General features: G+C 55.0%; 20 protein-coding genes and 1 pseudogene. 11 read left to right on the top strand and 10 right to left on the bottom strand.

What is annotated here, in order from left to right:
* The first annotated feature begins 8 nt into the window (after positions 1–8).
* A complete protein-coding gene (locus JUI81_RS00705; protein ID WP_019578917.1) occupies positions 9–665 on the top strand; it encodes a c-type cytochrome in 657 nt (218 codons plus the stop codon).
* Positions 666–704: 39 nt separating this feature from the next.
* A complete protein-coding gene (locus tag JUI81_RS00710) occupies positions 705–1367 on the top strand; it encodes a hypothetical protein (RefSeq protein WP_019578918.1) in 663 nt (220 codons plus the stop codon).
* A gap of 90 nt (positions 1368–1457) precedes the next feature.
* Here the strand turns inward: JUI81_RS00710 and JUI81_RS00715 are convergent, their stop codons facing one another.
* From JUI81_RS00715 to JUI81_RS00735, 5 genes are all read right to left on the bottom strand, one after another.
* Complete coding sequence (locus JUI81_RS00715) at positions 1458–2114, bottom strand: c-type cytochrome (protein WP_019578919.1); 657 nt, start codon at positions 2112–2114, stop codon at positions 1458–1460.
* A complete protein-coding gene (locus JUI81_RS00720) occupies positions 2114–3601 on the bottom strand; it encodes an FAD-dependent oxidoreductase (protein ID WP_019578920.1) in 1488 nt (495 codons plus the stop codon). The genes JUI81_RS00715 and JUI81_RS00720 overlap by 1 nt, the downstream gene beginning before the upstream one ends.
* A gap of 190 nt (positions 3602–3791) precedes the next feature.
* Entirely contained in the window at positions 3792–4454 is a 663-nt protein-coding gene (locus tag JUI81_RS00725; protein WP_019578921.1) for a TetR/AcrR family transcriptional regulator, read from the bottom strand.
* Positions 4455–4544: 90 nt separating this feature from the next.
* Complete coding sequence (locus JUI81_RS00730; protein ID WP_019578922.1) at positions 4545–4961, bottom strand: RidA family protein; 417 nt, start codon at positions 4959–4961, stop codon at positions 4545–4547.
* Positions 4962–4974: 13 nt separating this feature from the next.
* Positions 4975–5808: a phytanoyl-CoA dioxygenase family protein gene (locus JUI81_RS00735; RefSeq protein ID WP_019578923.1), complete on the bottom strand. Its 834-nt coding sequence runs from the start codon at positions 5806–5808 to the stop codon at positions 4975–4977.
* 2417 nt (positions 5809–8225) lie between these two features.
* Here JUI81_RS00735 and JUI81_RS00740 point away from each other — a divergent pair.
* Complete coding sequence (locus JUI81_RS00740; RefSeq protein WP_204123380.1) at positions 8226–9518, top strand: site-specific integrase; 1293 nt, start codon at positions 8226–8228, stop codon at positions 9516–9518.
* A 329-nt stretch (positions 9519–9847) separates the two neighbouring features.
* A complete protein-coding gene (locus JUI81_RS00745; RefSeq protein ID WP_204123381.1) occupies positions 9848–10315 on the top strand; it encodes a hypothetical protein in 468 nt (155 codons plus the stop codon).
* 33 nt (positions 10316–10348) lie between these two features.
* On the opposite strand, the gene JUI81_RS00750 is transcribed toward JUI81_RS00745, so the two are convergent.
* The gene (locus tag JUI81_RS00750; protein ID WP_204123382.1) at positions 10349–12913 is read right to left on the bottom strand and encodes an EAL domain-containing protein; all 2565 of its coding nucleotides are present in this window, start codon (positions 12911–12913) and stop codon (positions 10349–10351) included.
* A 318-nt stretch (positions 12914–13231) separates the two neighbouring features.
* On the opposite strand from JUI81_RS00750, the gene JUI81_RS00755 reads away from it, so the two are divergent.
* The gene (locus JUI81_RS00755) at positions 13232–13420 is read left to right on the top strand and encodes a ribbon-helix-helix protein, CopG family (RefSeq protein WP_204123383.1); all 189 of its coding nucleotides are present in this window, start codon (positions 13232–13234) and stop codon (positions 13418–13420) included.
* Positions 13421–13441: 21 nt separating this feature from the next.
* Here the strand turns inward: JUI81_RS00755 and JUI81_RS00760 are convergent, their stop codons facing one another.
* Complete coding sequence (locus JUI81_RS00760; protein WP_204123384.1) at positions 13442–15103, bottom strand: SulP family inorganic anion transporter; 1662 nt, start codon at positions 15101–15103, stop codon at positions 13442–13444.
* Positions 15104–15279: 176 nt separating this feature from the next.
* On the opposite strand from JUI81_RS00760, the gene JUI81_RS00765 reads away from it, so the two are divergent.
* Positions 15280–15510 (top strand): hypothetical protein, encoded by a 231-nt coding sequence (locus JUI81_RS00765; RefSeq protein WP_204123385.1) that lies wholly within the window; start codon positions 15280–15282, stop codon positions 15508–15510.
* 356 nt (positions 15511–15866) lie between these two features.
* On the opposite strand, the gene JUI81_RS00770 is transcribed toward JUI81_RS00765, so the two are convergent.
* Both JUI81_RS00770 and JUI81_RS00775 read right to left on the bottom strand, forming a co-directional pair.
* Positions 15867–16646, bottom strand: a complete 780-nt coding sequence (locus JUI81_RS00770; protein WP_204123386.1) for an SDR family oxidoreductase — start codon at positions 16644–16646, stop codon at positions 15867–15869.
* Positions 16646–16972 (bottom strand): nuclear transport factor 2 family protein, encoded by a 327-nt coding sequence (locus JUI81_RS00775; protein WP_204123387.1) that lies wholly within the window; start codon positions 16970–16972, stop codon positions 16646–16648. The genes JUI81_RS00770 and JUI81_RS00775 overlap by 1 nt, the downstream gene beginning before the upstream one ends.
* Before the next feature lie 89 nt (positions 16973–17061).
* Between JUI81_RS00775 and JUI81_RS00780 the strand changes: the two genes are divergently transcribed.
* On the top strand, positions 17062–17391 hold the full coding sequence (locus JUI81_RS00780; RefSeq protein ID WP_204123388.1) for a helix-turn-helix domain-containing protein: 330 nt from the start codon (positions 17062–17064) through the stop codon (positions 17389–17391).
* 154 nt (positions 17392–17545) lie between these two features.
* On the opposite strand, the pseudogene JUI81_RS32080 reads toward JUI81_RS00780, so the two are convergent.
* Positions 17546–17706, bottom strand: a pseudogene (locus JUI81_RS32080) (type ISP restriction/modification enzyme); the annotation flags it as partial.
* Positions 17707–18090: 384 nt separating this feature from the next.
* Here JUI81_RS32080 and JUI81_RS00790 point away from each other — a divergent pair.
* The 4 genes from JUI81_RS00790 to JUI81_RS00805 all read left to right on the top strand — a co-directional run bounded on the left by JUI81_RS00790 (position 18091) and on the right by JUI81_RS00805 (position 25126).
* Positions 18091–20487, top strand: coding sequence for an ATP-dependent endonuclease (locus tag JUI81_RS00790; protein ID WP_204123390.1), 2397 nt, complete (start codon positions 18091–18093; stop codon positions 20485–20487).
* Positions 20488–20492: 5 nt separating this feature from the next.
* The gene (locus JUI81_RS00795) at positions 20493–22424 is read left to right on the top strand and encodes a UvrD-helicase domain-containing protein (RefSeq protein ID WP_204123391.1); all 1932 of its coding nucleotides are present in this window, start codon (positions 20493–20495) and stop codon (positions 22422–22424) included.
* A 405-nt stretch (positions 22425–22829) separates the two neighbouring features.
* Complete coding sequence (locus JUI81_RS00800; protein ID WP_204123392.1) at positions 22830–23969, top strand: PD-(D/E)XK nuclease family protein; 1140 nt, start codon at positions 22830–22832, stop codon at positions 23967–23969.
* A gap of 188 nt (positions 23970–24157) precedes the next feature.
* Entirely contained in the window at positions 24158–25126 is a 969-nt protein-coding gene (locus JUI81_RS00805; RefSeq protein WP_239077631.1) for an HNH endonuclease, read from the top strand.
* Positions 25127–25462 lie beyond the last annotated feature (336 nt).

Here is a 25462-nt window from a genome sequence, read left to right on the forward strand (position 1 = left end):
AGGCGACAATGAAAAAAATCATAGCGTTTGGCGTCATCGCAGTCATTGCCGTGCTGTTGGCGATTTTCGGTCGTGACCTTCTCGATCTCTATCGCCTGCAGAGTTACATCACCACGTCCACTGAAGCGTACCAGACCGAACGTGGGAGCTGGCCGCATCTGACGGATGCCTGCACGGGTTGCCATGGCAGCAAGGGCAACTCGCTGAACTCGCCTTATCCGAGTCTGGCCGGACAGCCGGCCGCGTACCTGTCTGCGCAGTTGCACAACTTCGCCAGTGGGCAACGGGCTGCACCCAATATGGGGCCGTTGGCGATGACCCTCAGCCGCGATGATATTGATCTGCTGGCGAATTTCTATTCTCGGCAATCCGTCAGCGCGAATGTGGCTTTCAGCCCTGACGAAGGTCTGAAGGAAAAGGGCAAACAACTGGTGCAAACGAGAGGCTGTGCAGCCTGCCACGGTGGCCAGTTGATGGGGCACGACGCGTTTCCTCGCTTGGCCGCGCAAGGGCACGACTACCTTTTAGCGCAGCTCAACGCTTTTGCCACAGGTGAGCGCAATGAGTCCAGCGGCGCAATGAAAGCAATGGCGGCCGCGCTGTCAGCGGATGAGCGTAAGGCGATTGCCACCTACCTTGCCGCACTGGCTCCTCAACCCAAGTAAATCATCAAATTTTCTGTCAGATGTATCGAGGCTATCGTTATGGAACCGAGAAATATTGTGCTGTGCTTTGCCTGTTTCTTGCTGCTCGCGAATGGGCTGACCTTCGGCATCAAGTTTCTTAAAAAAAGAAACCTGCTACTGGCTCTCGAATGGTTTGTGGTCGCCTTTTCCGCGACAAACTTCCTGATATTTTTCCTCACCGGATCGGAGCATTCGTACCTCATTTCATACTTTTGTGATGCGTTCTCCAGAGCCTTCGGGATCCCGATCATTACGGTACTCGGGTTGATGGCGGTGACGCATACCTACAAGCCCTCAGTGCGCAAGGAACTCATGATGTTTGCCGGCGCCCTGGTGGGCACATTCGCTTTGATTTCCACCAAGGTTCTGATCACGCTCCTGCCGTATTTCTACGTGATGATGTGGGTGATGTTTTCGGTTTATCTGGTCTATTTCGCAGTGAGGCTCGCAAGCGCCGGAGAGTTCCTGCACGCGATCGGGGTGATATTTGGCATGCTCGCCTCACTGACCATTGCTTGCATTTATGACTTCTACAAAATCCCTGGGGACGACACTAACGTGCTGCTGAACTTCTATGTTCTTGCGCTGACTACTTGGGCTTATTTACTGGTGCACTTGTACTACGCGTATTGCGCCTTAGAGCGTTCGAAGAACTCAATGGCGCTTTTGCAGACACGCTGAGAGGTCTGTTTTTCAGGTATGCGAAGCCGCCATTCTGGCGGCTTTTGGCGTATGAAAGAGGAGGGCGGCGGGCATCCTTGCCCAGCGGGATCAGGGCACCAGATTCGCCAGATAGTGCGACAAGGCCTTGATATCCTCGTCGGACAACGCACCCGCCATAGCATTCATGGCTTGAGTCGGATCTTTGCGTTGGCCAACTTTGAAGGCTTTCAGTTGGTCCGTCAGATAAAGCTGCCCTTGTCCCGCGATGCGCGGAGCCAACGGGCCGCCAGACAATTTTTCGCCGTGACAGGCTGCACATCCATTGGCGACGACCACACGCTGACCTTGCTGTTGAAGAGCATCATCTTTCGTCGTGACTTCAGTTACGCCTGGTTTCTGTTCGGCGAAATAACTGGCCAGACGCTTGATCTGCTCATCTGTCAGATTCGCCGCCAGCGGACTCATCTGTGCACTGTGTCGGCGTCCTTCGGCAAACGCATGTAACTGGCTTTCGATGTACGCTGCGGACTGACCCGCAAGAGCGGCATACTGGGCGTCCCGCGGCTGGCCTCTTGCGCCATGACAGAGTGCGCAGGTGTCCTGCAATTGTGGCCACGCACCACCATCGGCCTGGTAATCAGCGTCATGCTGATCCACGGCATTCATAAAGCGGTATCCCGCCAACAGTTCTGGCCCATAGATCACTGTCGATCCCGCCAGCGCGGTTGTCACAGCGATTGCCCCAATCACGATAGTCCGCTTCATCAGACGTTCCTCCCCGGTTGAACCAACGCCTGTAGCGCTTCCATCGCCGCTCGATGGCCTGCGCGGATCGCGCCATCCATCGCCCCAGCCCAGATCTCCGCCGTTTCGGTGCCGGACCAGATCAGACGGCCAACGGCCGGGGTCAGGTATTCGCCCCATTGAGTCCAGAAACCGGGGGGCATTGGAGAAATGCAGCTCAGGGTCCATGGGTCGACTTTGCCCCAGTCCTGATCATGGAACTGGATCGGATGCAGGGCTTGCTCGCCCATAGCTTGGGCGTAGATCTCCGACAAGGTGTCCTGCGCCGCTTTGGGGTCATGGGGTAATTGCCCAGGCCTGATAAAGCCGCTCAGGACGCCCAGACTACCGTCCGCAGGGGAGTTGTCGTAGGCCCAGATCAGGGGGCCCTCCACTTGTACGATCTGCCCGTTAAGGCCTTGGTCTCGCCAGAACGGTCGCTCATAGACGTGTACGGTCTTGCGCATTGGCGCATGGGCCGGCCAACGTCGCTGCAGCTCGGCGCGCTCGGTTGGCAAAGGCGGATCGAAGATGATCTGATTGCACAGCGCCGGGCTCAGGGCGGCAATCACCTGCCGCGTGCGGATGATGCCCTGGTCGGTATGCAATTCGACGACATCACGATCCCAACCGACAATTTTGCGCACCGGACACGCCAGCCAGACTTTGTCACCCAGAGCCTGTGCCATCTTCAAGCTGAGGGTCTGAGAACCACCTACCAGCCGTGATTCCTGCGCGCCACCTTTGATGCCTTCGAGCTTTTCGAGGCGGCAGTCGGAGGAGTTGATCATCGCCAGGTAATGCAGCAGGCCCATGCCGGCCGGCGCCGTACCGAAGGTCAGACTCACGGACATGTTGAATCCGATCTTGTCTACGTTGCTGATGCCTTGTTCGGCTAGCCATTGGCCAACCGAGAGTTTGTCAAGCTCAGCAGCGTCCTTGGCTTTCCAGGGCGCTTTACTGGGAACACCTTCGGCCAGCTTGTTCAGTTTGCCGACGATTTCAGTGTTGGAATTCGGGCCATCGCTGACATCCTCTTGGATCTTTTCGTCGCCCATCAGATAAACCGCCTTGCCCTTGTAATAAGTAGGGAAGGTTGCGACATCGAGCTGCCTTGCCAGATCCGCAATCGATGTTTGGCCAGGACCGATCCATTGGCCGCCGGCCTCAGAGATGACGCCGTTGCCCAAGTCATGGTTGTACGTGCGGCCACCGACGCGATCGCGGGCCTCAAGGACTACAAACGACTCGCAGCCGGCGGCCTGAAGATCCCTGGCTGATGTAAGCCCGGACAGCCCCGCGCCCATGATCACCACGTCCAGTATCGAAGCGTCTGTCGCAGGTTCGGTTTGAGCCATGGCACGCCCACTGATGCCAAGTCCTCCGGCGAGGGCGGCGCCTCCGATCGCTTGCAATAACAATCGTCGCTGCCGTGATTGCGTCGACAGCTCATCGAGATCCGAATCCATCTTCACCTCCTTCTTCTATTTATAATTACAGATGTTATGTGAATATATGACGGAAGAGGTCTTCAGCAAAGTGAAATCGAGAGGATGGCGATAAAGAGTGGATTTGAGCGTAAGGAAGATGCAGATATGCTGGGTTCGCTCCCCGAATGAAGCGAACCTTGTTGATGGTATGAAGACAGGGTAGGGGGATTTATCGAGAGGGGCTGATCAGCGTGATGACGGCATCCATCAACGCCTTGCTGCGTTTGGGTTCAAATCGTTCCGGCTCGATCGGCAGCATCATCATCCAGCCGTCACTCAGTGCGCTGAGCTGGTCAGCGAGTAGATCGGCAGGAATGTCCTTGCGGATGATGCCTTGGGTTTGCCCCTTGGCCAGAATGGTCGCGAGATCCTCTCGGAATCGCGAGTAACGTTTCTGGATCACATCGGCAAACACTGGCTCGTGCCGGGCGTGGGCGAGCATTTGAAACAAGGCAAGCCAGCGGGCTGAGTCGTTGGCTTGAGTCAGGTTCAACCACTGCTCGATCATTGCCCTGACGTCGACTTTTTCTTGATCGGACTCCAGCAGATTGTCGAACTCGTCGAACAGACTCTGCGCGGCCGCAGTGATCATCTCTTCCTTGTTGGCGAAGTAGTAGGTCACGGCGCCAGTCGTGCAGCCAGCATGACTGGCGACTTTGCGCAGAGAAGTCCCGGCATAACCCTCCTGAGCAATCACCTCGATGGCAGCGGTCAACAGTTCTCCGCGTTTTTCCAGGCGATTGCCTACCGGGCGTCCTCGGCGTGGGGCGTGTGCGGAATCACTGTCAATGGGTTGCTGACGATCCGTGGAAGGCGCTTGGGCATCATGCATGAGAGAAAGTGATTCCGTTGGTTGAAGGCGTTGAGCCGACAGCGGCTGCGAACGCCATTTTGGCTTGGCATGTCGAGAACATGCAATCCTTCAGATTCGACCGCTATTAATCACAGCAACGGCTCGTACTTCCACTCGCAATCCGGGAAGTGCAAGTTGTGAAATACCGACAGCGGTCCACGCTGGATAGCGCTCGGGGAAGTACTCGTCCTTTACCTGCCCAAAGGCATGAACTTCACCCTGAAGATCCGTGTGGAAGGTCATCAACTCGACCACATCGGCCAGGCTTGCGCCTGCGGCCTCAAGGATGGTTCTCAATGACTGAAACGCCAGATGGGATTGTGCCTGGATACCTTCGGCAGGAACCATGGACGCGTCGATACCGACCTGGCCGGACACCCAGATCATGTTCCCGACACGCGTCGCCTGGGAAAAATGGAAGGTGTCGTAGATGGCCTGGGTGTGACCAGGGTTGATGGATTGACGCTGCAGGTCTTGAGTACTCATGGCGTTGCTCCTCTTATATTAATTGGCGGAACGTTGGGTGACGGAAAGGATCTCCGGCTTTCAGGGTCGACAGCTCCTCACTGAACAGCACGCCCTGTTGCGGGTAACCGGCGGCGCTGTGCTCTGGCAGAGGTCGAAAGGTTGCGTCGTCTCCAAAAAAGCGGAAAACGAAGGTATGGCGATCCGGGAAGGCTTCATCCACCGGCGCACCGCCGTGTAGCGAACCAGGATGCAGCAGGACGATATCGCCGGGCTCGGTGGCCCACGAAATGATGTCGAACGCGTTGGGATTGTTCTGACGCAGAGCCTCAATGTCAGGCAGACGCGGCAAGGCATCGCCGCCATGCAGAGGTTGCGTCGGATCATTTGGGTCGCGAAACGTGGTGCCGTCGTAACGCGGCCCTATGTGTGAGCCTCGGACGATCTCCAAAGCGTTTTTCTTCGGGACCGATTCAAAACTGATCCAGGCATTGGCCCAGTGGTTTCCCGCCCACGGCAGGTAAGACGTGTCCTGATGCCAAAGCGTGCGAGATCCGCGCCCACCGGCCTTGAGAAATACTTCTTCGGCGAAATACCACACATTCTCCGAGCCCCAGAGCTGTGCAAACAGCTCGCCAAAGGGCAGGGAGGTCACCAGTTCTTCGAGACGGGCCTTGGCGACCGGATTCGCATTGTCGACGTGCGATTGTTGCTCAGTTCCGTCGAACATTCGGGTCGCATGAGGGCCATGATTCTCGACAGCCCAGTCGTAGGCTGCCCGGCACTTGGCCAATTGATCTTTGTTCAGAAAACCTTTGATCAGGACGGCCCCGTCTTCCAGGAACGCCTTTCGCACAGAGGGTTGCATGAGAGCTTTCTCCTCGAAAATGCCACTTGGCGATTTGGATGCTAGCAGTCACTCAGATTAAACACAACATTCGTTATGTTTAATCGGGACTTTCCCATATTGTTATCACGCAGGGGAGATTTCTGTAGCTACGCAAAGGTGTGTAGTTATCCATAGGTCTGCACCTAGGGCGTACTGGTTGCCCAGGAGCAATGCCAGGGCATCCGCCGTGGCGATCAGGCATGGCGGTAGCTCTTTGGGAGTGGTTCCCGAAGCCTAGCAGCATCTGTTAACCACAATTTTGACTTGTTAATCATCATGGTTAACAAGTCAAAATTGTGGTTAACAGCGATGTCGAATGAGCATTTTAAGATGTCTTTCGTTGGACCAATTTATGGCAAACCTCCAGGGTACTGGGTGACTGCAAAAGCTCTAAGGACATCAACTAAAAGGTGTAAGCCGGTCAAACCTATGGCAGCGTTTAAAATCCGTGCACCAACTCCATGCTGAACGCAGCAGATTTCACACAGCGTCGTGCTAGTAGGTGGACGCTGCAATGTCGGTGATACCGTGAACGAACAAGCTGGTCCCCAATCAAATCCTTCGCCATGCTGAAAGCTGCAGATCTCGTACAGTGCCGCACTTGAGGCGAACCAGCAGCGTTCCCCAAAACATTTCAATTACTAACGAAAGGTCGTGGATCATCAGTGCAAGCCATCGGGTGACCGTACCGACCATAAAACTCATCAGATAGAATCTGAGATGTGCAGGTAGAGGTAAATTCTTTTCTAGGCGACAAAACGCCTATGCAAGGAATTTTGTTCTCGTAATGAAAAGGGATTACTTCCGAGAGCTGCTGTGTGCAAAGCCGTATGAAACGGGGCCAATCCTGAAACATAATGTTACGTGTAATGTATATTATGTTAAATGATGTGTCAGAGCGGAACTTTTTACAGATGCTCTGCCTGTACTCTCTGGCAATGCTCCAATCGCGAAATCACCGGAAACGGCCTCTTTAACCTCTTAACCTATTGATTCGGCGGGATATACGTTTGCCACGATCCAGGCGGCTCATCACTTTTTTAACGATATCAGCGGACACCCTGGTCCTTGCTACGGTTTATAACCTACTGATATCCATAGCTTTTTCCCTGCGGGATTCCGGGAACAGCTTCCCCGAGTTTTCGTCAATGAGCGGACTCATTCAACATTGTCTCTGGCGTTCCCGCTGGATAAAACTCAATGAAATCAGTGGTTAATGGGCTTTTTAACGTATTGAGCGGACTTTCCCGGTGTTGCTTCTCTGTGACGAAATGAGCGGACATTCCCGGCACTGCTTCCGGCTAATGACTGGTTTCCCGCCGATGGCATGCTGGTACCGAACCTCCTGGAAGCCCCGCAGATCAACCGTTCGACCTCACCGTAGAACGATGGCAAATGCTACCAGCCAGCGATCGCGTCAGAATGGGTCTCACCTTGAAGTTACGTCGGAACGCGCCCAGATTTGCCTTAATCAGCGGACATTCCCGGGCCGGATTTTGAGCAACGTGCCCTGCAGGCCAATAAAATCGGGCGCCTAGGCTTTTTTGGCTTTAATCAGCGGACTTCCCAGCGCCCCTTTGCGTTTAACGAAATCGGCGGACTTTCCCGACCGATAATGTTGGCTCACGATCGTATTTGGAATGACGTCGTTAAAAGCTCTATAAAACATAAGGTTAGCGCGATTTGACCATTTCAGCGGACATTCCCGGCGTGCCGTTTTGACGTAATGAGCGGACATTCCCTGGACCTCTGTTGGAACAAAGATGCCGTGCAGGCCACGGAATCTGCAGGTCTCCGCGGTTTTAACCAATGAACGGACGTTCCCGACACAGGGAGCTTTTAAGGCGATCATTCTAAGGACATGCGCAACAATCGTTTCGAACGATCAACGTGCAAACACTTTTCCGCTACCAATATTTGAATAAAGCAACGGTGCCTGGTTGGCGGCTGGTGTTAGCGGTCGGTATTCCTCAGGGAGCTGATACGCGAGACGGCTCTGGCCTGCGTATTTAATTTTAAATACGCTCGTTAGGTTGAAGGGTTTCGTATTAAAAAATAATTAACCATATGAGGTATCAATATTAGGGTAATTAGCGCGTGGGTGATTAAGCGTAGGGCCAGCGGATATTCTGCGAATCGGAGTGCATCTAAAAAGAAACGGAATTCAAAGATTCCTCGCCCGCGAACTAAATCGTCAGGGTGTTACTTGTCAAGCATTGCAACTCAAATAAGTTTTGACTGAGTGGTAGTTGCGCAAGTGCAAAGCAGCGACTACTATCCGGCAATGTCAATCCGTTATGAAAAAAAAGAGTAGTAGTGAAGCGCATCTATGTAACTTCCGATTACTCCCATAACTGGAAGTTTCTTTTCAACGTTTAAAGTGTCCGGTGGTTCGAATGCTCAGCGCGCCAAAACCCATTTTTGAAACCTACGAGGCCTTTATTGATCAAGACTTCAGTTTCAGCGTGCCAGCACTTAACTGCGTCAAAGATTTTTTAGATTCATTTCCCGAGGAGCTGGAGGCCGGCCGTGGCTATATGGCGGTGCGCAGCTTCCTACGGGCATTTTCCGACAATGCCCAGACCTTCAGTTCATACCGCACTCAGGCCGAACGTCTGTTGCTGTGGACGCTCCTGGTTAAGAAGAAGCCGCTGCACCTGTTGAAACGTCAGGATGCCCAGGATTACTTGGATTTTTGTCGCAATCCTTCCCAGGACTGGGTGGGCCCTGTGACGCGCAGCCGCTTCGTTCCTAACGATGAGGCGCCTGTCACCGAGGCGGATGCCCTGATTCCGAATCCAAAGTGGTTCCCGTTCAATTCAAAAACGACGAAGGCGGTAGGAACGACTTCAGTGCCGAGCTCGACGAACCCGGTTTATACGACCACTGAAAGCAGCCTCAAACAGGTGTTTACGGTGTGCAGTCGGTTTTATGAATTTCTGATCGAGGATGGCGCCGCGGCCGCCAATCCATTCAGAATGCTGAAAAAATCGAACCGCTTTACCGACGACACGCTCGACGTGACTTCGGGGCGGGTCTTGACGCCCCTTCAATGGGATTACGTATTGGAAACCGCCGAAAAGCTGGCGGAGGATGATCCCGTTCGTTTTGAACGTACCCTCTTCATCCTCGCAACGCTTTTTGCGATGTACCTGCGCGTCTCCGATGTGGTGGGCCGGAAGAACTGGAAGCCCACCATGGGCGACTTCCGCCAAGACGCTGAGGGTTTCTGGTGGTACCACGCAGTGGGAAAAGGCAATAAAGCCGGCAAGATCGCTGTGCGCGACGAGTACATCGAAAGTTACCTCAAGCGCTACCGCAAATTTCTAGGACTGAGTGATCTGCCTGAACGCAACGAGTCCACGCCGCTGATCTCGACCCTCAGAGGCCGATCGGGCCTATCGGATCGGCAGGTTCGCGCCCTCCTCCAAATCGTCTTCGACAAGGCGCTGGAAAGAATGCGCGGTGAGGGGCGTGAGAAGCATGAAATGGACAGTTTGTTGGTGGCGTCTGCTCATTGGTTGCGCCACACCTCGGCGACGTTCGATGCGCCGCTACGTGACGCCAAAGACCTCCAGGTCGATCTACGGCACAGCAACCTGAGTACCACGCAGGACACGTACTATCATTCCCACGATCAAGCGCGTGGGTATTCGGTCAAACGCATCGGTATGCGCGATCGCGGTTGAGCTCCGGCGACATCTGCCTTAATCCGAAGGATGGGTATGAGGTCCTCCAGGTTGCGGGGCTCTGTTAAATTCGCCAGCGATGGCAATCACTTCGACGTAGTCAAACACGCATAGAAGTTGTTTGCTGTCCACCGGCCAAGGCTCTTGAAACAATAAGCTGCTGGACGTTCCCTAACTCGCCATCATAGAAGCCGTACTATTACTGCGTTCTAAGTGCCCTCCTCCTCGCTATATAGCTGCAAACATAAAAATGTCAACTCAAAAATAATTGCGAGCCAAAAAACTGCATGTTAGATTGAATTATAAAAATAAAAACAGGAATAACGATAATGGCTGGCTACATCATTCACATTGAATACAGAGAAGGGCAAGAGCTTGCGTGGGTTGAAATCCACGGACTAAGCGAAGAGTCTCGATCGGCACGCAAGTGCCGATTTCAAACAATCGGTTGGATATTGGATATTGTCGACACCGTTCACAACAAAACACACCCAGACAACCTCTTGAATGAAAGCTTTGCGTTCGATGCGCTGATCAAATATGCAAAAATGGACACGAAGTCTGCCGAGCAGCTTTTGGTTGCAAAAAACTGGAAAGAACGTTTTGAAGTTGTGTGGCAAGACCTTAATGATCTTGAGCGTGAAGATGCGGTCACGCTTAACTATGATTACTGGGATAATTATTGGCCTGGGTTCGATACCTACAACGTCACCCTGCGAAAGTTTCTAATGAATTATAAGCCGCAGATTTCTGATATCCGCCATCATGATCCGGACGCCTTGGACCTCACACCATAAAAGCGACTGGTCATTTGAATCTGAAAACCGCGCTCAATCGAGGTTGTAGGCAGTGAACCATTGTTCAAAGTCGCGGCAAGACAGCGGTGCTGAAAAATAGTTACCTTGCCCAACCTTGTAGCCTTGGGCTTTGAGAATCTCACACTGAGTAGCGTGTTCTATACCTTCAGCCACTACGTGCAAGGAAAGCCCTCTGCCTATCGCAATGACGGATTCGCTTAAAGCGCGGCAGGACGTATCGTGATCCAGATCGTCGACAAAACTCTTATCCAGTTTCAGCTCGCTGATTGGCAGGTGCCGCAAATACCCGAGGCTGGAATAGCCTGTGCCAAAGTCATCAATGGCCAGTCGTACCCCTAAAGCGTGCAAATCCCGGATGGCTTGCTCGGCCCCTAGACTGTCGCTCAGCAACACACCCTCGGTCACTTCCACGCATAGGTTGGCGGGTTGCAAGCCGCAACGTTGCAGTTGTTGAGCAATCAGCGTCGCCAAGTTCAGGTTGTGAAAATTGATGGGTGAGAGATTGATCGACATGGATGGAACCTCTAAGCCGTGCTGCTGCCACTCGGCAAGCTGCTCACAGGCCTCCCGCAACACCCATTGACTCAGGTCATTGATCAACCCGCACTCCTCAGCAAGCGGAATGAATTGCATTGGCGAGATAGCACCGAGTGTTGGGTGTGCCCAACGCGCCAGTGCCTCAACACCGACCAGGCGCCCGCTGTTCAGGTCGACTTGTGGCTGATAATGCAGTTCCAGACCACTGTCAGTCAGCGCTTTGCGCAGTTCTGTTTCCAGCATCAATCGCCCTTGAGCGAGTCTGTTCATTTCTTCAAGAAAGAAGCTGAAGGTACCGCGCTCGGCCCGTTTGGCCTGGTACATGGCAATGTCAGCGCAATGCAGCAGACTCTCCATGTCTTGACCATCCCCTGGGAACAGGCTGATACCAATGCTGGCTGAAACGACGACGGAAGTGCCTGCTATTGCCATCGGAGCCTTCAGGATCATCATCAGTCGCTCAAGAAAAATCGTGACCTGTGTTGCATTCATCCGCGGCAATACCAGCACGAACTCATCACCGGATAAACGCCCAACAAAATCAGACTCTCGAAGCACGCTGCGTAACCGTTGTGCCATGACTCGCAGCAACTCGTCTCCCGACGCGTGCCCCAAGGCATCGTTGACTTGTTTGAATCGGTCCAGATCGATAAACAGGACGGCAAGCTCTGCGACCTCCCGGGCCATTTCGAGAACGCACTGCTGTGCCTGGGAAAGCAGGAAATTTCGATTGGGCAAGCCGGTCAACGCATCATAGAAGGCCATTCTTCGAATGGATTGACGTGCCTCCTCTCGTTCAAGTGCCAACATGCACAAGTGCGTTCCCGCCGTCACCAAGTGAGCGTGCAAGGGGTCAGGGCCGCGGCTTTCCCTAAAGTAGAGCGCAAAGGTCGCCGCAATCCGTCCTGAGCCGTTGCGCACAGGAATAGACCAACAAGCCCGTAAGCCTGACTGTTTCGCCAGCCATTTGTACTCGGCCCACAGCGGGTCATTGTTGATGTCCGTTACCAGAACCGGCTCGCCCCGATAGGCGGCCGTGCCGCAGGAACCCGCCACCGGGCCGATGGATAATCCCTCAATGGCCCTGGAGTAATCGGTGGGCAAGCCTGGACTGGCCAACGGGTGCAAGATCCCCTCCTCGTCCACGCTCAGGATCGAGACAATGACTTCGGGGGCGATGCGCTCAATCTCGTGGCACATCATGGTTAGCACGCTCTCTAGAGGTTCCTCTTTCAGCAGTGCCCCAATGACCCTTTCCTGTAGGACCTCATGCAGTTTTGACTGGGTTATGTCGGTCAGCACGATCACGACATTTTCGAGCAACCCTTGCGCGTCGAACACGGGCGTTGATGAGACGTGCACCCAAAGTCGTTGACCGTTGCGCTTGCTGATGAGAGCGCTGACATCATGAGGCTGACCACAGAGAATACCTTCCAGCCCTGGTTCCGCAGGCGCTTTCGCAGGAGCATCGGAGACAAAGAACATCAGTGGCGACTTCCCGATCATTTCCTCACGGGAATAACCCAGCAGCCGAATGAGCCCATCGTTGACATAGATAAGGCATGAGTTCGCGTCGACGATGCAGGTGGCCGAGCTGGTGACATTGACCGACATCGATAGCAACCGGCGTTCGATGTCGTTCAAGCGTAATTGCGTTATATCTTTGAGAAAGGCCGCGTACAGGATTCGGTCATGAAGGGCGATTTTCGAGATCGACATCGAGCCCCAGCGCTCCTCCCCGTCCTCACGCACAATTCGGACATCCCGACTGACGCCCACAATTTTGTTGATCCCGGTCTCCCGGTTAGCGCTGATATAGCCATCATGATGGGCGCGCAGGATGTGAGGCACCAAGGCGTGGACATTTCGACCGAGCACCTCAATCCGAGAGCAGCCCCAAAACGCTTCGGCAGCGGCATTGAAAAACACCACCCTATTGTGATCATCAATGATCACAACGGCATCGATCGCCTGCTCCAGTGTTTGTATGAAAAAGTCTTCCGCCTCTGCATCACTCGTCAATCCGACTTTTGCATTCATTGCTGCTACTTTCCATACGGCCACCGGGCTTTATCCTTAAAGGCCTCGTGGAGCACCAAAAGAGCCCTCTTCACTAGAGGGTGAGCGCAACATCCAATACTGGATTTTGATGTCAAAAAACGCTGCTCTGCCTGCCCCTGCACACAAGATCACTACAGTGCTCAGCTTAAAGACTCAGGATAGCTCTGAAGTCTTTACCGGTCGCACATGACTGATCACAATCGACCTGCCGAACGACCCCCGGTCGTAACAGTGACAGCACCGGACAAGGCAATTACAATTTGATTAACATCTAGCGATTGAGTGATTGAATACCCCATGGAAAGCAAGACTGCGCGCCTCACTGTGCTCATTGATCCCATCAAGAAAAAAGCGTTCGAGGAGCTCTGTGCAGCACAGGATTTGACGCCTTCGCAGGTGGTACGTCAGCTGATTCGTGACTACCTGGACACCCACGGTGCCAGCTATTCGACCAAAAGCAAGCATGCCACCAGCACCAAGTCATAACCCAACACGGGCAGTTAGCCTCTAGAGAGTCGATGTCTCCTCTGCGAGACTGACCGCTTTAGCCAGCGCGGTGTTGAAGTCGGTGTGGTAATGCTCCGCGCCGATTTCTTGCAGGATCCCCACCCTATCGAGTTTGCCGAGCACCTTTGTGTTCGCTTCGCAGAGTTTCACCACGATTTGCCGCTTGTGCAGCTGCTGAATGACCTCCTCCAGCACCTGTAATCCCGTGATATCCATGAACGGTACGCGCTTCAAACGGATAATCAGCAGGCGTGGGTCGGTATGGGTCTGTGCCAAGACACGCTCGAACGTCTCGGCCGCCCCAAAGAACAGCGGCCCCTCAATCGTATAGATCAATACCCCAGGCGGCAGTTGAGCATGGCCATTAGCTTTCAGCTCTTCTTCAAGCTCGTGCTCGACGACCTGTTGCACCTCCACGGATGAGGCCATGCGGCGCATGAAGTGCAGCATCGCCAGAATGACGCCAATATTCACGGCGATCACCAAATCACTGAACACGGTGAGGCCGAAGGTGATTAGCAGGATCGATACGTCTGCGCGCGGGGCTCGCTGGACCATGCGCTTGAAGTGTTTTAGCTCGCTCATGTTGTACGCGACCACAAAAAGTATCGCGGCCAGTGCGCACAGTGGGATGTTTGAGGCCAGAGGTGCCAGAAGCAGAATAATAAGTACCAGGGTGACTGCGTGCGTAATGCCGGCCAGCGGGCTTGTGCCGCCGTTACGGATATTGGTTGCCGTACGGGCAATGGCCCCGGTAGCGGCGAAGCCGCCGAACAATGGCGTGACCAGGTTGGCCACCCCCTGACCGATCAGTTCCTGATTGGAGTCGTGCTTGGTACCTGCCATGCCATCGGCCACCATCGCGGACAACAGCGATTCGATTGCCCCAAGCATGGCGATAGTGAACGCCGGACCAATCAGATCGATAACACGCGACAGCGTGATTTCAGGCAGGCTCAACGCTGGCAAACCTTGAGGTATGCCACCAAACGCACTGCCAATCGTGGCGACCCCCTCGAAATGAAAGGTGGACTGTATCGCTGTCGCGACCGCCATGGCGATTAGTGGGCCAGGCACTCGTTTGAGACCGGGAATTCTGGACGCGGTGATGACCAGGAAAAGGCTAAGTACCGCCAGCAGGGTCGTGGCCATATGAAGATCCGGCAGGGCCTGGAGTAGATGCCAGAGCTTTTCATGGAAGTGCTCTCCCCCGACCTTCGGTAATCCGAAAAAGTCTTTCCACTGCCCGACCCAGATGATCACGCCGATGCCCGCAGTGAATCCGACGATCACCGGGTCAGGGATAAACTTGATGATTGCACCGAGCCGGGCCATCCCCAGCAACAACAACATGACCCCCGCCATCATCGTGGCGATTTGCAGGCCGTCAACACCATGCTCGGCTGTGACGCCCGCCAGAATCACGATGAACGCACCTGTCGGCCCGGCAATCTGCAAGCGGCTTCCGCCAAAGAGCGAAACCAGCAGGCCACCGATGATGGCGGTGTAGATGCCTTGCTCAGGTTTGACGCCGGATGCAATGGCAAACGCCATGGCCAGCGGGAGTGCCACGACCCCGACGATCACGCCAGACACCATGTTGCGAAGCCAGTGTCCTCGTCCCAACAACCCCGCCTTCCATGCCTCACCTATCGCAATCATGGCTAGCTCCTCAGTGGATGCATGTGCATAATATTAACATGCAGTGATAATTAAAATCCCCTAGTTCCACTGCCTCGTGCGGCTGGAGATGCCTATAGTGGAAGCTCAGAGGGAGCTGAGCGGGCATGCACTGCCAATAGAGAAATTTTGAGAACGCGCGTAGCGTGGTGACAGACATGAATCGTCAAGCTGTGAAAACCAAACATGCCGAAGGCGTGACCTTCGACACCCATGTGATCGCAAATCCGACCAACCCCAAGGAGTGGATTGTGTTTTTCAAGAAGGACGCTGGGAGAAGTTATTTCCTGGTGGACGACAACGAGGAGGTCGAGTCTTTCGGGCATTTGGATGACTTGATCGCCGAGCTTCGAGACTTGGGTCTCAAGACCGCTGAAATCCATTTTTAACCCTTGGGTCACACTCTGGAGACATGATCATGTCCGTGCGGATCGAGTATCTACCCAGTCAAAGCCATGCGCCTTGGTCCGTACGTTTTGGTACCAGACGAGTGCAGTTTCAGGATGAAAAAAGTGCTCAGGATTATGCTGCCAAGCTCAAGGACCGGATCGACGCGCCGCACGTTTACCCTCGGAGAGATCCGCAAGACAAGTAGCAATCGGCCAAAGCAGACGATCGTTGGCAACTTTACAACTCCCCCACGTCTTTAATTCAGATCAGGACCATCCGAGTTCAGTTGACTTGAGTTGAGTGCATGCCAGTGATGCCGATAGTCCCACTGGCACGGCACTCAAAGTCGCAATGCTCAGACAGTAGGAATTGTCCCGCCATCGATTACGTATTCGACACCTGTTAGGGCGCTTGCCTTGGTTGAAACTAAAAAGCTGATAAGGTCAGCGACCTCCTGCGGTTGGTTGGGACGACCGAGGGGAATCCCGCCCAGGGAGTCCATAACAGACTGCCTGGCTGCCTCTTCGTCAATCCCGCCTGACTGCGCAATTCGCTTGACCAAACCAATAGCAGCCTCCGTTTCTACCCATCCTGGAGACACCCGCACTACCCGTACGCCCTGCGGACTGAGCTCTTTGGATAGCGCCTTGCTGTAATTTGAAAGCGCCGATTTTGCGGCCGCGTACGCTGTGGTTGCCTCACACAGCGGTAACTGGCTTTGGATCGACGTGACATGAACGATCACCCCGGAGCGTTGCGCGACCATGAGGGGTGCCAACACACGGTCTATTCGAACCGAGGGGTAGAAATTCAGGTCGAACGCTGCGCTCCAATGTTCCTCCGTCAAAGCCTGGAACCCGCCGCCTGGGGCCGAAGAGCCACCCAAGACATGTATGACGATATCGATGCTGCTCCATCTGCGTTGCACTTCACCGACGACGGCTTGGCAACCGTGCAGCGTGGTTAAGTCCGCTGCGAAAAAATGTACGTCTGAAAGCCATTCCGGACGGTGCCTCGAAGTCGCAAGAACGTCGGCGCCCTGCTCCTGCAACGTTTGAACGACAGCCTTCCCTATCCCCTGTGTGCCTCCGGTCACAAGAGCGCGACAACCTTTCAACCCATTGCCGGCAGTCATCAACCAATCTCCAGGGTATTTATCTTTCCATCATGAACACTGAAGGTGTACGTCACTACCGCTGGGCTGCCGGGAAAATTACCGGAGAGCCGCACGCTGATCTCTGACTTTGCCTCATCCTCCTGACTGCTCACGGGGTCGGCCGTGTATTGGTACTTCGCTTTTGCAGCCGCTCTCCATGCGGTGATGGCATCAATGCCCACGATGGTTTTTCCCTCATCCAGGACAATCGCATCCTGCGTAAATACTGTCTTCAAGGTGCCGACGTCGGTGCCGGTCTCACTTGTAAAATAGGCTTCAATGGCTGGGTGCCGAGTAATACTCATCGAGTTATTCTCCTGATGGACAAGTGCCACTCATGATCAGCGCCTCAGCCAAACTCGACAAGAACGCACGAAAAAGTAAGTGAGTACCAATGAGCCACAACAAAATCTACACGCCTGATTCAGCGGCCGAAGATGTCAATGCCGTACTTGCACTACTGCGCGGCAGATGGAAACTGGTCATTTTGTTTCATCTCTTCGATGGCAAGGTTCAACGCTTTTCAGATCTCGAGCGCATGGTCAGTGGCATATCTCAAAAAATGCTGGCTCAACAACTGCGGGGGCTGGAGCAGGATGGGCTGGTGATACGTACCGTCTACGACGAAAAGCCACCTCGAGTGGACTACCGCCTGACGGATTGGGGACAAAAGCTTTGTCCAGTACTTGATGGCATGTTGAAGTGGGCCGTGTCAGCTAGCTGATCAACCAAAACTTTTCTAACCGACGACATTCGCTGACGTTAATGCGTTTTAACATGCTAAACGTCAGCTTAGGGTTGCAGCCCTTCGTGACAGGCAGAAAACGGCCAAAAGCAGACGCTCAAAAGCATCTAGAAGGCTTGCATGTGTTGTTCAACAGCTCTAGAGGAGACTTAGGTTGCCCATGGTTTCCACGGCCCAATCGTTGGCGTCATTAACGATTCCGCTGGCTTTGTCAGTACGCATCGTTTGGCACTCCATCACCCAGTCCAATGCGGCCTTGCCGTTGACCAAGTGATCCCAGGCCGCCTCGGGAATGCGAAGCGATGGTACTTTTACTTGTTTCAAGGGACCCGGTTGAGTGCATGTGCGAAATTGCACTCGATCTGACCACCCGCTTGCATAGCTGCGGATCAGTCACTTGCATTCGACACAGTTATTCCAAGGACTGCGATCCGTGCAGCCAGCTCTCTGATGCATGTATGTATAGGTAAGGTCGTCGTTATTTCGGCGTGGATGTGCTGATTGGAAGTTTAGCGTGGCGAGTCAGCATGGCGTGCGCTACATAAATCTCATCTCGGCATCCGCACATAGATGCTGCTAGATTCAGCAAGTGGGAAAAAGCGCGAGCGCTCAAAGGAAAGCAGCCGGCCTACGTGCTCAGCACCTAGCTGTCCCGGCAACACTTAGGAAGAGGTGATCATGAAGCTACAGGCATATCGGCTGCAGAACTATCGCCGACTGCGCGACGTCGTCATCGAGCTTGACGACGAGATTTCCATCTTCGTTGGCGCCAACAACAGCGGCAAGACGTCTGCCGTACAAGGCCTGTTCTCGATGCTCCGTGGCGAAGCGAAGAAGTTCGAACTCTTCGACTTCAGCGCGGCGCTGTGGGCCGAGATCGACGCCATCGGCAGGACGCCTCCAGGCGATGAGGACGCGCCCAAGCAGTTGCCGTCCATTCTTTTGGATCTCTGGTTCCGCGTCGGTGAAGACGACCTCGCCACTGCAATGTCGCTTCTTCCGAGCACGGAGTGGGACGGCAAGTGCGTCGGGATCCGGGTGGCGTTCGAGCCTCGGGACGCCCATGCGCTCGTCCGGAAGTTCCATGAACTGCATGAAAAGGCCAACAACGCAGCGACCGCACTGGTGGCTAGGCGCAGTTCAGCCGCGGAGGCAGGCGCGGAAAATGCGGCTGCGGTGGTAGCGGATCCCGGCGAGTACAAGCCCTGGCCGGAAAGTTTGACGAAGTACCTCACCAAGGAGCTGAACAAGGAATATATGTTCCGCTACTACGTGCTCGATGAGCGCGCATTTGTCGGCTATCAGGCAAAGGAGGCCGATTATGAGCCGCTGCCCCTAGGCAAGGAGCCGGGTGGCGCGGCCATTCTCAAGTCTCTGGTGAGGGTGGACTTCCTGCGCGCGCAGCGGCACCTCGATGACCCGGATGCTGGCAGCTCCGACCGCGCCGAGAGCTTGTCACGGCGTCTGAGCCGTTTCTATCACCGCAATCTGGAGAAGCGTGGCGACGACCATGCAGCGCTTAAAGCGCTCGATACATCGGAGAAAGAACTGAACTTCCACCTGGAGGAAGTCTTCAGCGACACCCTCAAGCGCCTCGCCAAACTCGGCTATCCAGGCGTCAACAACCCCGAGATCGTGATTCGGGCAGTCTTGGATCCGACCACCGTCCTGGCGCAGGATGCCAAGGTTCACTACGTGGTTCCTGGTGCGGTCACCGCGCAACTTCCCGACAGCTATAACGGTCTGGGGTTCAAGAACCTAGTCTATATGGTGGTTGAACTCCTCGACCTGCACGAGCAGTGGAAAGCTGAGGAAGAAAAACGGGCGCCACTGCATCTGGTATTCATTGAAGAGCCTGAGGCGCATCTGCACGCGCAGATCCAGCAGGTCTTCATCAGGAACGTTTTGCGCCTCCTTGAGGATGCCAACGATCACGCGACGTTATTCCACACGCAGCTCGTTGTCACCACGCACTCCCCACACATCCTCTATGAGCGCGGGTTCTCTCCCATCAGGTACTTCCGCCGTGTCAGCGACAAGCTGGACCATAATACCGAGGTAAGGAATCTTTCGCTCTTCAAGACGGGCGCGGCCGACGCTCCAGCGCGCGAATTCTTGCAGCGGTATCTGAAACTGACACACTGCGATCTCTTCTTTTCCGATGCGATCATCTTGGTGGAGGGCAATGTCGAGCGCCTGCTCTTACCAGCCATGATCGAGTCGGCGGCCAAGCGCCTGCGTTCCTCCGCCCTGACCATCCTTGAAGTCGGTGGCGCGTTCGCGCATCGGTTCCAGGAATTGATCGCCTTCCTTGGACTCACTACGCTGGTTATCACGGATCTGGACAGCGTAACAGTCAAGACGGATGCCGAGGATGCCGCCGAGCAAGATGCAGGAGCTGGCGGCACCGTCGACGGAGATAACGAGGACGACGACCTGAAGCCCTTCGAGCTCGAAGACGACGACGAAGCAGCACCGGGCGGCAAGAAAAAGTCCAAAAAGCGTGGCAGCACCTGCCATGCTCACGTGGAGGGGGCCGTCACCTCCAACCAAACCCTTATCAGCTGGATCCCTAAGAAGCGGTCGGTAGCCGAACTCTGGGAAGTCACGGCGGAGCAAAAGACGCTGGCGCTTGCCGAGGGGGCCAGCGCTGAGGTTCGGGTGGCCTATCAAACCAAGGTTTTGGTGACGGTGGGTGCCACGACCTCGCAGCTCTGTGGCCGTACGCTTGAGGAGGCCTTCGGTCTTGAGAACTCCGACTGGTGTCAGGCTGAGGCTAACCGAGCGGTCGGACTCAAGCTGAAGCGCGCACCAAACAGCCCTGAGGAACTGGCTGAGAAGTTGCACGCCAGGGTGATCGGCAAGAACTTCGACAAGACTCGCTTTGCGCTGGAGGTCCTCGCAAGCGGGCCGCTCAACTGCTGGAAGGTCCCCACGTACATCGCCGAGGGCTTAGCGTGGCTCGAAGCCAAAGTGGCCCACGAGATTGAGGCGAACGCGGCTGTTGCCACCGAGGTCGCGACAATTGAGCCGACTGCAGCCGGTGTTGTCGCCGTGATTGCAGACGCGGGGTAGACGACATGAGCAGGCGAATTGATAGTCCAGACACCGACGCTGACCGCGAGATCCAAGCTTGTATTGCCGCGACCCCCCCGCAGCCGTTCGTGGTCCGCGCCGGCGCAGGCTCCGGCAAGACCACCTCCCTTATCAAGGCGCTGGACTGGGTGATCTCAGAGCACGGTGCCAGCATGCGGGCGAAAAAGCAGAAGGTCGCCTGCATCACATATACCGACCTCGCCGCCAAAGAAATCTTGGCGGATGTTAACGACGACCCGCTGGTTCATGTCTCGACCATCCACAGCTTCTACTGGTCTATTACCAAGACGTTTCAGGCGGACATTAAGGTTTGGCTACAGAACGACATCCGCAGGCGGATCTCCGAGCTGGAAGAAGAGTTCAAGAACTACAGCTCGCGCGTTCGGCAGACCACACGCGACAGGAACAAGGCTGACCAGGAGCGTTATGTCCGAAACCTGGAGGCTATTGCTGGCGTCAAGACTTTCAACTACGGCGTGGGCAGTGACTACGCGAAGGGCATCCTCGGCCACGAGGACATCCTTCAGCTCGCCGACTTCCTGCTGCAAAATCGCCCGCTGTTCCGACGGGTCGTAGCGCTGAACTTCCCGTTTGTGTTCATCGACGAGAGTCAGGACACGTTCCCGAGCGTGGTGAAGTCCTTCAAGGAAGTGGAAGCCCAGATGCGGCGCAAGTTCTGTCTCGGTTTTTTTGGCGACCCGATGCAAGCGATCTTCATGAGAGGGGCGGGAGACATCCCGCTTGAGGACCATTGGCGGGCCATCACGAAACCAGAGAATTTTCGCTGTGCCAAGCAGATCCTTGACGTCGCCAACGCCGTGCGCGCGCAGGGCGACGGCATGGAGCAAGTCCGCGGGCTGCACGAAAGGGTTGATGGAGATCTCAAGCCGGTGGAGGGCTCGGCCCGGATGTTCGTCCTGCCGAACACGCTGAACCGAATTGAGGCCCTGGCAAGAGTCCAGGCGTGGAGTGCGGCGACGAACAACGACGAAGGTTGGACGACCCCAGACATCGCGCTCAAGATTCTTGTCATCGTGCACCGCATGGCCGCAAACCGGCTCGGCTTCGGTGGCATCTACTCGGCGCTGAACGATAAGACATCGGAGGGTATGAAGCAGGGGATGCAGGATGGCACCGGCTGGCCCGTTCGACCCTTTCTAAGTTTTGCGCTACCGATCATTTCCGCCGTGAAGGCCGGCAACGAGTTCGCGGCGATGAACCTGCTCCGGAAGTTCAGCCCGCGTCTGGCGCCAGGGGCTCTTACCGGACGACGTGCCGCGGCTGTATTGCGAGAACTGCACGCTGCTATGTCGAGACTTGTCGCCATGCTGGACGAGGCAGGGACCACCATTGGTGACATAGCACTCCATCTCTGTGACACGGGTCTTTTCGAGTTCGACGATCGCTATGCGCGTGTTCTTGGATTTGTCAGGGATGTTGCTGACGCTGCTCAGGAGCCCGAGGCTGCTGATGCAGTTCCGGCCGAAGGACTATCCTCGGACGCGGCAATGGCCAAGTTCTTCAAGTGCTCTGCACAAGAGCTTTGGCCCTATGAGCGCTATGTCTCAGAAGGCTCCCCGTATGCTACACAGCACGGTGTGAAGGGAGCGCAGTTTGAACGCGTCATGGTGGTTATGGACGAGGAAGAAAGCGACTACCGAACGTACAACTACGAGCGAGTCTTCGCGAGTGCTGAGGCCCGCGCTGCAGATCGTGCACGAGCACTGGGCGGTGATGAAAACACTTGGAGCCGAACGCTGCGACTGCTTTACGTCTGCTGCACTCGTGCCCAGCGGGGGCTGGTACTAATGTTCTTTGTCGCCGATCCGGCGACCACCCTGGAAAACGTCGTGGCGAGCGGGATCTTGCCGCGAAGCGCAGTCTTTACGCAGGAAGTGTTAGTTGGATGGCCATAGACGAACGATTGCCTGACCTATTTGAAGCAAGAGGCGAGCGGCAGGCTCCCGCGTTGCCAAGTGGTAGCTACCGGGTGGTAACTCTGAGGATGTGAGCGACTGCAAATGGCCGATTGTTGCCTGTCGCCAAGGGTAGTAAACGACCAAAGCCGGTCATTCACGGTAGGCAGAGAACGGTTATAAGCATGATCAAGTGCCTACAAAAGCGGGGGCTGTTTAAAGCGATTCCGGATTACTCAGTGCGATGCGACTTCGGAAAACGTTTGATTGGTAAGGTCTGAGCGGTCGACACAGCTCAAAAACAAGACTTGTATGTTGCCCGCAGCAGCAAATAGCCATTACGTCGGCGCGTGATTTGCCTGATACTGCGCGCCGTAACTCGGCCTTAATCAGAGACCCTCTCTCATGGACGATTTTTTGCAAACTGTGGCTCTGCTGCGCGCGAGGTATCAGCGCCCGGCGGGCTTCAACCTCTTCTCCGTACTCCGCAGCTCAAGTGACGAGGTTCGGCTTCACTCGCGGTTCCTCGCCTTCCTGCTCAACCCTAAGGCTACCCACAATCAGGGAACAGCGCTGCTGAATCTCCTGTTGAAGCGACTGGGCATCCAGAACTTCGATTCAGAGAATGCGATTGTCGAGGTCGAGTACCAGAACATCGATATCCTGGTCCGCAACCAATCCAAGCAGGCAGTGATCATCGAGAACAAGATCTACGCCGGTGATCAGGACGAGCAGCTCTGGCGCTACCACCAACGAGTGCAGGCGGAAGGCTACGGCGAGATTTGGACCACGTATCTCACCTTGGATGGTTCCGAGCCCAGTGAACAGAGTCGCAAGTCCCTGCCTGTAGTTCTTCTCAGCTACGAAGCCGAAATCCTCGCATGGCTGAAGGATTGTATCCCGCTGGTTGCCCGCGAGCCCGGCGTGCGGGAAAGCGTTTTCCAGTTCATCGAACTACTCCAAAAGCTGACATCCAGTGACCAGGGCGAGATCTACATGAGCAAGCTAAAAGAACAGATCCTGCTAGGCGAGAACCTCTTCGTGATCGCCGACATCAACCATGCATTCATGTCCGTATTGGCCGACCTACAGTTTGATATTTGGGAGCGCATGACGGCTTGCCAAGCGAGCCAGTATCCACACCTCGGGAAGCCCGAAATTTCGGCCACGAAGGAGGCGGTTTCCACCTATTACAAAAAGGCCAAAAACAGCAAATATATCGGCCTCTCTTTCCCCTTTACGTTTATGAATGGTGGTGTGTACATCGAACTCAACCACCGTCTCTACTGTGGCTACTACTGTGACGGTGAGCAGTTCCCGGAAGACCGGGAGCGCCTATTAGCGCTGAGTCGAGAGATTGCACCCAACAATCGCAATTCGGGCAACCTGTTCTGGAAGTTCTCTAAGTTCAATGTGAACCTACATGCCCCTTCCAACGAGGACCTGGCGCTCCTCCGAGATCCAGATACGAGGGAATCGATTGCCGTCAGCCTAATCGATGACGCGCACGAACTGTGGCAGCGCGCCCACCAGAAATTCGCTTAAACGCAAACATAGCATTCATGGGAGGACGACCTTTGGCCAATTGGAGCGACAAAGAGCTTCTAGCATCTGTCGAGGCCTACCACCGAATGGTAGAGAAGCAAGAGGCCGGGGTTCGCTACTCAGAGAATCAGGCCTGTGAGGAGCTGGCCGCTCGATTCAATCGCACCACGAAGGCATACGGATACCTTATGAAGGACATCTCGGAGGTGCTCAATGAGCTGGATTTACCGCGGGAACCCGGCCTGAAGTTTGCGATGAATGTTGGTAAGGGCAGAATGGCCAGGCTGATAAGACTCATTCAAGGCAAGGCTTCCGAAAAAGACACTGGTGGAGGCAACCTAGGGGACAGTCGCATGTGGGAGAAAGCCCTTGCTGCCGTGACTCAACTTGGGGGCACCGCCAGTCGCAAGCAGGTCGAAGATTGGATACTCGCCCGTGATCCGGGGTACAACACCAAGAACTTGGCAGACCTCTACATGATGGCTGTTAACTCTCCAGCCCGGACTGGCTACTCGCAAAACGAAAAGCCTCGAAGGACTGACCAGGGCAACCGTTACGACAGACTGTTCAAGGTCGGCAAGGGCATCTTTGAGATTTACGATCCGGCTCAGCATGGCATTTGGGAAATTTACCCCGACGCATCATCGGGGAGCCGATTTGGCGTCTCTATTCGACGGGTTTCGAATCCTGTCGAAGAAGCACTAGCAGTCGCTGAAGATGCTGCTGAGCAAGCAGTCATCTTTGATCCTACAGACGTCGCCGATGCCAGAAAGCGCGCAACCGCCGACATCATCCGTCGCAGAGGGCAACCCGCTTTCCGCAAAGCTCTAATGGACGCCTATGGCGATGCCTGTGCCATAACAGGCTGCAATCTGCCCGCTGTACTCGAGGCCGCGCACGTCCACCCCTATAAGGGCGACCACACCAACGTTGTATCCAATGGCCTGCTGTTACGGGCGGATATCCATACGTTGTTCGATCTAAGACTGATTGCCATCGAGTCCGAGACGATGGTCGTACGGGTATCACCAAAACTGGAAGATACTGAGTACGGAAAGTTGGATGGTTCCCCGCTTCGCCAACCAAAACAAAACTCTCACCGAGTAAGTCCAGAGGCCTTGGATTGGCACTGGAATCAGTGTGGATGGTACGACTGAAGGAGGAAGTGTGGCCAGTCCAGACGCTGGTGGGCAAGTATAAGGGCGCAGATTTTCCACGCTTACGAGGCCAAGCTCCGCATCAGATTTGATTCTGACTGGGCTTTTGGAAAGCACAAATGAGCCGTAGGCATTAACGAATCGGATGACTGCTTTTGGCTGTCGGTCATAACGTAGTTTTGGGTACGCCTAACAGAGACTAGGTTTGCCGATAAAATGCCCCCGGTTGAGGCCCGAGCCTGCCTCGGGTTCACTCACTTCGTCGCTTTAAATCCTCTTATAAGATTAATTTCGGTTTTCGGCTCGCGGCCCGACACGGCGCTGCTTTCGGCGCTT

It is taken from the genome of Pseudomonas sp. 008 (genome assembly GCF_016861935.1).
Taxonomy (GTDB): domain Bacteria; phylum Pseudomonadota; class Gammaproteobacteria; order Pseudomonadales; family Pseudomonadaceae; genus Aquipseudomonas.

What these genes read in the sequence shown, in the direction of transcription:
- JUI81_RS00780 (WP_204123388.1), top strand. Translation starts at nt 17,062, where the DNA reads ATGAGCCACAACAAAATCTACACGCCTGATTCAGCGGCCGAAGATGTC.
- JUI81_RS00745 (WP_204123381.1), top strand. Translation starts at nt 9,848, where the DNA reads ATGGCTGGCTACATCATTCACATTGAATACAGAGAAGGGCAAGAGCTT.
- JUI81_RS00715 (WP_019578919.1), bottom strand. Translation starts at nt 2,114, where the DNA reads ATGAAGCGGACTATCGTGATTGGGGCAATCGCTGTGACAACCGCGCTG.
- JUI81_RS00750 (WP_204123382.1), bottom strand. Translation starts at nt 12,913, where the DNA reads ATGAATGCAAAAGTCGGATTGACGAGTGATGCAGAGGCGGAAGACTTT.
- JUI81_RS00725 (WP_019578921.1), bottom strand. Translation starts at nt 4,454, where the DNA reads ATGCATGATGCCCAAGCGCCTTCCACGGATCGTCAGCAACCCATTGAC.
- JUI81_RS00760 (WP_204123384.1), bottom strand. Translation starts at nt 15,103, where the DNA reads ATGATTGCGATAGGTGAGGCATGGAAGGCGGGGTTGTTGGGACGAGGA.
- JUI81_RS00795 (WP_204123391.1), top strand. Translation starts at nt 20,493, where the DNA reads ATGAGCAGGCGAATTGATAGTCCAGACACCGACGCTGACCGCGAGATC.
- JUI81_RS00805 (WP_239077631.1), top strand. Translation starts at nt 24,158, where the DNA reads ATGAAGGACATCTCGGAGGTGCTCAATGAGCTGGATTTACCGCGGGAA.
- JUI81_RS00705 (WP_019578917.1), top strand. Translation starts at nt 9, where the DNA reads ATGAAAAAAATCATAGCGTTTGGCGTCATCGCAGTCATTGCCGTGCTG.
- JUI81_RS00770 (WP_204123386.1), bottom strand. Translation starts at nt 16,646, where the DNA reads ATGACTGCCGGCAATGGGTTGAAAGGTTGTCGCGCTCTTGTGACCGGA.
- JUI81_RS00710 (WP_019578918.1), top strand. Translation starts at nt 705, where the DNA reads ATGGAACCGAGAAATATTGTGCTGTGCTTTGCCTGTTTCTTGCTGCTC.
- JUI81_RS00800 (WP_204123392.1), top strand. Translation starts at nt 22,830, where the DNA reads ATGGACGATTTTTTGCAAACTGTGGCTCTGCTGCGCGCGAGGTATCAG.
- JUI81_RS00775 (WP_204123387.1), bottom strand. Translation starts at nt 16,972, where the DNA reads ATGAGTATTACTCGGCACCCAGCCATTGAAGCCTATTTTACAAGTGAG.
- JUI81_RS00720 (WP_019578920.1), bottom strand. Translation starts at nt 3,601, where the DNA reads ATGGATTCGGATCTCGATGAGCTGTCGACGCAATCACGGCAGCGACGA.
- JUI81_RS00755 (WP_204123383.1), top strand. Translation starts at nt 13,232, where the DNA reads ATGGAAAGCAAGACTGCGCGCCTCACTGTGCTCATTGATCCCATCAAG.
- JUI81_RS00790 (WP_204123390.1), top strand. Translation starts at nt 18,091, where the DNA reads ATGAAGCTACAGGCATATCGGCTGCAGAACTATCGCCGACTGCGCGAC.
- JUI81_RS00740 (WP_204123380.1), top strand. Translation starts at nt 8,226, where the DNA reads ATGCTCAGCGCGCCAAAACCCATTTTTGAAACCTACGAGGCCTTTATT.
- JUI81_RS00735 (WP_019578923.1), bottom strand. Translation starts at nt 5,808, where the DNA reads ATGCAACCCTCTGTGCGAAAGGCGTTCCTGGAAGACGGGGCCGTCCTG.
- JUI81_RS00730 (WP_019578922.1), bottom strand. Translation starts at nt 4,961, where the DNA reads ATGAGTACTCAAGACCTGCAGCGTCAATCCATCAACCCTGGTCACACC.
- JUI81_RS00765 (WP_204123385.1), top strand. Translation starts at nt 15,280, where the DNA reads ATGAATCGTCAAGCTGTGAAAACCAAACATGCCGAAGGCGTGACCTTC.